The sequence below is a fragment of the Candidatus Rhabdochlamydia sp. W815 genome, from assembly GCF_018642185.1.
GTDB classification, from domain to species: domain Bacteria; phylum Chlamydiota; class Chlamydiia; order Chlamydiales; family Rhabdochlamydiaceae; genus Rhabdochlamydia; species Rhabdochlamydia oedothoracis.
Window position 1 is genome coordinate 1 of sequence record NZ_JAAVTY010000100.1, and the last position, 5,630, is coordinate 5,630.

Annotated in this window: 4 protein-coding genes and 1 pseudogene; 4 read left to right on the forward strand and 1 reads right to left on the reverse strand. The window is 36.3% G+C overall.

Going from position 1 to position 5,630, the window contains the following annotated elements; genetic code table 11:
- Window positions 1–124 precede the first annotated feature (124 nt).
- The gene (locus tag RHOW815_RS06580; protein WP_215217529.1) at window positions 125–3,004 is read right to left on the reverse strand and encodes a hypothetical protein; all 2,880 of its coding nucleotides are present in this window, start codon (window positions 3,002–3,004) and stop codon (window positions 125–127) included.
- Between the two features lie 216 nt (window positions 3,005–3,220).
- Here RHOW815_RS06580 and RHOW815_RS06585 point away from each other — a divergent pair, with 216 nt between their 5' ends.
- The 4 genes and pseudogenes from RHOW815_RS06585 to RHOW815_RS08645 form a co-directional block, all read left to right on the forward strand.
- A complete protein-coding gene (locus RHOW815_RS06585) occupies window positions 3,221–3,967 on the forward strand; it encodes a hypothetical protein (RefSeq protein WP_215217530.1) in 747 nt (248 codons plus the stop codon).
- 119 nt (window positions 3,968–4,086) lie between these two features.
- The gene (locus tag RHOW815_RS06590) at window positions 4,087–4,422 is read left to right on the forward strand and encodes a hypothetical protein (protein ID WP_215217531.1); all 336 of its coding nucleotides are present in this window, start codon (window positions 4,087–4,089) and stop codon (window positions 4,420–4,422) included.
- Window positions 4,423–4,494: 72 nt separating this feature from the next.
- Window positions 4,495–5,454, forward strand: a complete 960-nt coding sequence (gene tal / locus RHOW815_RS06595; protein ID WP_215217532.1) for a transaldolase — start codon at window positions 4,495–4,497, stop codon at window positions 5,452–5,454.
- 77 nt (window positions 5,455–5,531) lie between these two features.
- Window positions 5,532–5,630 (forward strand): annotated as a pseudogene (locus tag RHOW815_RS08645) (IS5/IS1182 family transposase); the annotation flags it as partial.

Below are 5,630 nucleotides of genomic sequence, written 5' to 3' on the forward strand. Positions count from 1 at the left end.
ATATCGCTTGGATAAGAGCGGGTCATAACTACCTCCAAAGGTTTTATGAAAACTATCATTATACCTTAATGAGAAGATTTTAAACAGGCTCTAAGATCGATTGAATAAAGCTTAAACAGAAACCTTAAGCAACTGCCCAAGTCCAGCGACCATTAGGAGCACTTCCATCTTTAGGAATCTTAGCGCATATCGTTACATCAAAAACAGCAGCTAGATGTTCTGCGCTTAAAAATCTAAAGCTTTTTTTTGCTTCAATTATAATGCTGTCTGTTTCTACTTGAGCAAGAATTGTGTGTTTCTCTCTGCCCTGAAGAATAGATAGATCCAAATGATCATGTTTAAATGTTTCTTGTAAGCCATTAAAAGGTTCTACAAAAATACCTTGCTGCATTTGAGCCATTGCTTGAAGAGTAACCTTTTCACTTATCCCACGACTTATTAAGTATTCAAAAATTCCTTCCGCATTGTATTTTGTTGTTCCAGGGTACCAGACTTGACCATTATAACAAGTCCCATCCACATACACTGTAGAACGTTTTAAATCTGAATCTATCTGATCAAATAAATAGCTTTGATCTTTTCCTTGGTAAGTCTCCCAGTTTTTTTGAACAATATCATTATCTACAATCAAATAAGACCTTCCTTGTAAAGCTCTGAGCACCTCTTGCATCTCTTGAAGTGTACACACATCTTCAATAAGAGGAACAGCACGCTGCTCTTTTTTACTCACTTCAAAACGTTCTGGCTTATATCCTTCTTTAAAACGTATTTCTTGCAAGCGTTGCCTATCTGCTACAGGAAGCGCTGCTAAAATTTCTGCTAAAGCAAGTCCTGGCTTCAAACGCTTTTCGATAACAGCCTTGCCTTTACTTTGAAGAGGAACAGGAATAAGATTAGTAATGGTTGCTTCAAGATCTTCATTTGTAACTTCTTTTTCGCTCATCTCTTGATGCAGGCGATCTTCGGCCATTGCGCGGTTTCCTCCTCGGTCAAAGAAGTTCTTACAGTTTGTGCAAAAGTACTTCACATTCGGCAAGCGGAACTTAAGATCATCCCCTTGTAAAATATAGAAGGCTAAGATAAATGCTTGCCATTCGCGATTAGGATAGTCTATTCCAGGTTGCGTTGGATCTTGTCCATCGAAAGAAATATCAGGACGTCCTTCAAATAAGGTTTGATGAACCTGATTGAGAAGTTGATCTATGACACCGCGATATTCTTCATCTTTCTCAAGGCAAGCTGGTAAGCGATTAGGGCTTGTATCACGCTTTTCATATTCAAAAGATGCTTTAATCTCTTCTTTCAAATCTGCAAATGTCGTAATTTTTGCGTAAGAGCCAATGCGATCAAAGAGATCGCCTTCCACAGCCTGAAAGACCACATGAAAATTTTTATGACTCTCTTGCAAGCGATAAAGGGTTTGTGATCGACTATCTTCGTTTTCTACTTTACCTAAATCATTTAGTCTTTGGTGTGATTGAATAAGGTAAGATTCTTTTCTCTCTGCTATCGCCCCCAACATTCCTTCGAACTCAGGAGCAATGGCTTCACCTGATTCGATGTAAGCTGAACCAAGCATTCTTGACATGGCTCCTAATGTAATCCAAGCTGGAGAACCCTCAACATGTGGTGTTGGATGACGCATGTAATAGAAGCTACGTTCCACTCCCTGATCATTTACGAAAACTTGCTTTCCTCGCAGGAATGGAATATCTGTCATTAAAAAATCTTCAAACCCAACAGCTCCATAAGCCATCCGACAGCTTCTCTGAGTTAAGGAAACTTTCATTGAAGCAGGAGCTTCGTTTACCTTCTCGTTTTTTGCTATTATGACCCGAGCGAAATTCTCTCTGGTTATAGCGGGGATCTCTTTTCTTTTAGGATGTAGTCGATCATACTCATCTTCATGAAGCTGAAGGAGACTGCGTAGAAGTCCATGGTTTTCAGAACGGAAACGAGCTTCACAAAGCGCGCGGGTAAGAGTAAGGCATTCTTTAAGATCTCCGTTCAGATTAGGGTCTTGTCGGATGCTTTGATATTGCTCTGTTGCAATTATCTCACGCAGTGAGGTGACATATTTTTCATATTGCTCTTTTGCATGAGTATAGATAAGACTTTTATCATTATAATAAGCAATAGGCTTTATTAAACAGAGTAAAGTACGGTAAAGAGCGCTAATCATTGGATTGTTTTGATGAGCCGGACCTTTAAGCCAATTTTCAATTACCCCAAGCCTTTCATTGACATTTATGTTAAAGTCATCCCAAAGAATGCGAATATACTCATTAAGAGCAGTGCGATAAGCTTGTCTTTCCAAGTTAACTCCGTAGGCTCCAATCATGTCACGGAGACGAATATTAGTAGATTTAATTACAAAGGATTCAATATTAGGTATCACTGTCCAACCACCACTAACTGATAAGCTATCTAATTTAGGTTCTATAGACAATGTCTGTATGGAGTTTAGCTGAGAAGGCATAGAATTTCTGCTTTCATGTTCATTATCAATCCCATTTTGATCTCTAAAACCAAGAGATGTATTAAAAAAGCTTCTTGTTTCAGATCTTTCAGATTCCTCTTGGTTTGTAACACTCGGCATACCGGAATCAGGAGATGGATTGAGATCATCAGGTTGAGATTCCCCCATCTTAAATCCATCAAGAACAGAAGGAATGAAAATTCCCATCGCCGCATAAATCGTGGCAATAACGGAATAGATCAAATTTTGCATGGCAGATTTATAGTGCCCTAAAACCATGTGCTCAAGATTCAAATGAATACAGTTTAAACATAAATTTTTACTTCCTAATGCGAGGTAATAAGGAGTATTAACAAGGGTTGCAAGCGCTATGCTGTGTACAGCTTGGGCCACAGCTCGGGCATGATCATTCAAGCCACCTTTTTGTTTGTGATCAGAAATCATCTGAACACTTGCTTTCAGCTGCTTATCTTCTTCTGAAATGTAATAAGTAGGTTTTAAAAAACTTTTTATAGACTGAATCATATTTTTTGAAATAAATTAGTTGTAATTTTCAATAATTATATCAAATATCGAATATAAATGATCTATTAAATAATTTTTATACCTTGATTATATTTAATAAAAACAATTACATACTCTTTGAATTAGAGATTTTTCTTCACAAAAACTCTCTCTTTTATATAAGATGCTTTTTTATAAACTTTTAAATCTAAAGACATAATAGAGGTTTAAAATCTAATGTATAAAATATGCCTTCTTTTATTTTCTCTTTTATTTTCCCCTTCTTGTTTCTGTATTACCACAGGTCAGCCTTCTTGTTTTTTTACTCCTCCTCCTAATTGGGATTTTGCTGATCCTAAAATACTGGCCCCAAGGGTTAAAGTTGCTTTTATCGGTAAAACCAAACAAGCCCTTGCGCCTTCTGTTATCTTGGCAGTTGAAGAAATAAAAGTGGACCTTGCCGAGTATTTAAAAGCGGTACAAGCCATCTATGAAAAAACTCGAAAAACAAGCTGGCGCAGCATGGGCTTAATGAAAACACAAGCTGGTCCAGCCCATCTTTTACAAATCGATACGGAAACTAAATACGGCCCTTTACGCAAATTGCAGCTTATTTTCATTAAAGAAAATAAAGCCTATATATTAACCACAACAGCCTTAAAAAAAGAGTTCCCTAGCCACTTAGAAGTTTTTCAAAAAACGCTTAAGTCTTTTACTTGTACTTGCGATCTGTATGTATCCCTTCCTAAAGAATTAAAAGCATATTTAGAGCAATTAGAAACCGCTCTTTTAGAAAAATGGAATGCTTTACTCGCCAAGAAAACCGATTTTGAAGAGATGTTTAACCAAACAGAATTTCAAGAGCTATATTGGTTGCCATTGCAGAAAAAAGTGCTGGAAGACTGTCAAACACTAGGAGCCTATTGGCAAATGATTGTCTTAAGATCTATTCGTGAACAGCTCCATATAAGTTACTTGAAATGAGATCTGTTTTTTTTCTCCTTACACTTTTTAGCTGCGGTCATTTTTCAAACTGGCAAATAGAGCACCTTTACTCAGACTGCAAAGAACATTGCTCAAACAAGCTATCTTATATAGACCGCATGAGCGGCATAGATCTAGAGATCGTGTGTATAGGAAGCAACATGAAAGCTTATTTGAATCTCTATCCTCACACAATCAAGCAATCAGCTGTAATTAAACTTATCACAAAAGAAGCATCCCAGCAATTTGCTGCTTATTGTCTAGAAGGCGGGCAAAAGATACTCTTATCTCTAGAATGTCTTACCTTTTTTTTACAAGCATTAGAAAATAACCAAGAAGTACAAATTGCAATCGGTGGTTATCAATCCATAATAAAACCCACTGAATTTCAAGAAAATTTTAAAAAATTACAAACCTTTTCTAAATTAATAAACCCTGTTCAATTCTCTTTCTAAATTTTTAATTTTTTTACTTCTCCTTAAACTCTGTGTTCGTTACCATTTGCTTTACTAATAATAAAGGTTTATATGAATAAGCTCGAGCAACTTAAAAAAGTAACAACCATTGTTTCTGATACGGGAGAAATTGAAGAAATTAAAACTTACCTACCGACAGATGCAACGACTAACCCCTCATTAATTCTCGCAGCTTCTAACAAACCTGAATATCAATTCTTAATCGAAGAAGCTATCCAATCAGGATTAAAAACCAAACAAACAGGCTCTACTTTAATTGCATTCATTATCGATAAGTTATTCGTGAATTTCGGTTTGGAAATTTTAAAAATTATCCCAGGACGCGTATCTACAGAAATCGATGCTCATCTTTCTTTTGATACAGAAAAAAGTATCAAAAAAGCTCGTTATTTAATTGCTTTATATGAAGAAGCTGGTATCCAGCGCAACCGCATTCTGATTAAACTAGCTTCTACATGGGAAGGTATTAAAGCTGCCAAACAACTTGAGAAAGAAGGTATCCACTGCAATATGACCCTGCTTTTTAGTTTGGAACAAGCAGTAGCTTGTGCAGAAGCAAAAGCTACTCTGATTTCCCCTTTTGTAGGTCGTATCTTGGACTGGTATAAAAAGCAGGAAAAAAAAGACTCTTATTCCCCTACCGAAGATCCAGGTGTTGTCTCTGTTACAACTATTTATAACTATTATAAAAAAATGGGTTATAAAACCCAAGTCATGGGTGCTAGTTTTCGCAATACGGATGAAATCTTGGAATTGGCTGGCTGTGATCTATTGACTATTACTCCTAAATTACTCGCTGAACTACAAAATCTAGAAGGACCTCTAAAGCGAAAACTTGATCCTAAAACAGCAAAAAAAACCATCTCTGATCTAATTATATTAGATGAGCAATCTTTCCGTTGGCATCTTAATGAAAATGCTATGGCAACAGAGAAGCTCTCAGAAGGGATTCGCGTTTTTGCTAAGGATAGTTTAAAATTAAGAAAATTGATTGAGCAAAAGATAAAATAGATTATTACCTAAGAGCCTGTTTAAAATCTTTTTAGTAAGGTATAATGATAGTTTTCATAAAACCTTTGGAGGTAGTTATGACCCGCTCTTATCCAAGCGATATTTCTCGTAAACAATTTAGCAAAATCCATCTAATACTTGAGTCTACACGCAAAAAAACACGTCCACGAAGAGTT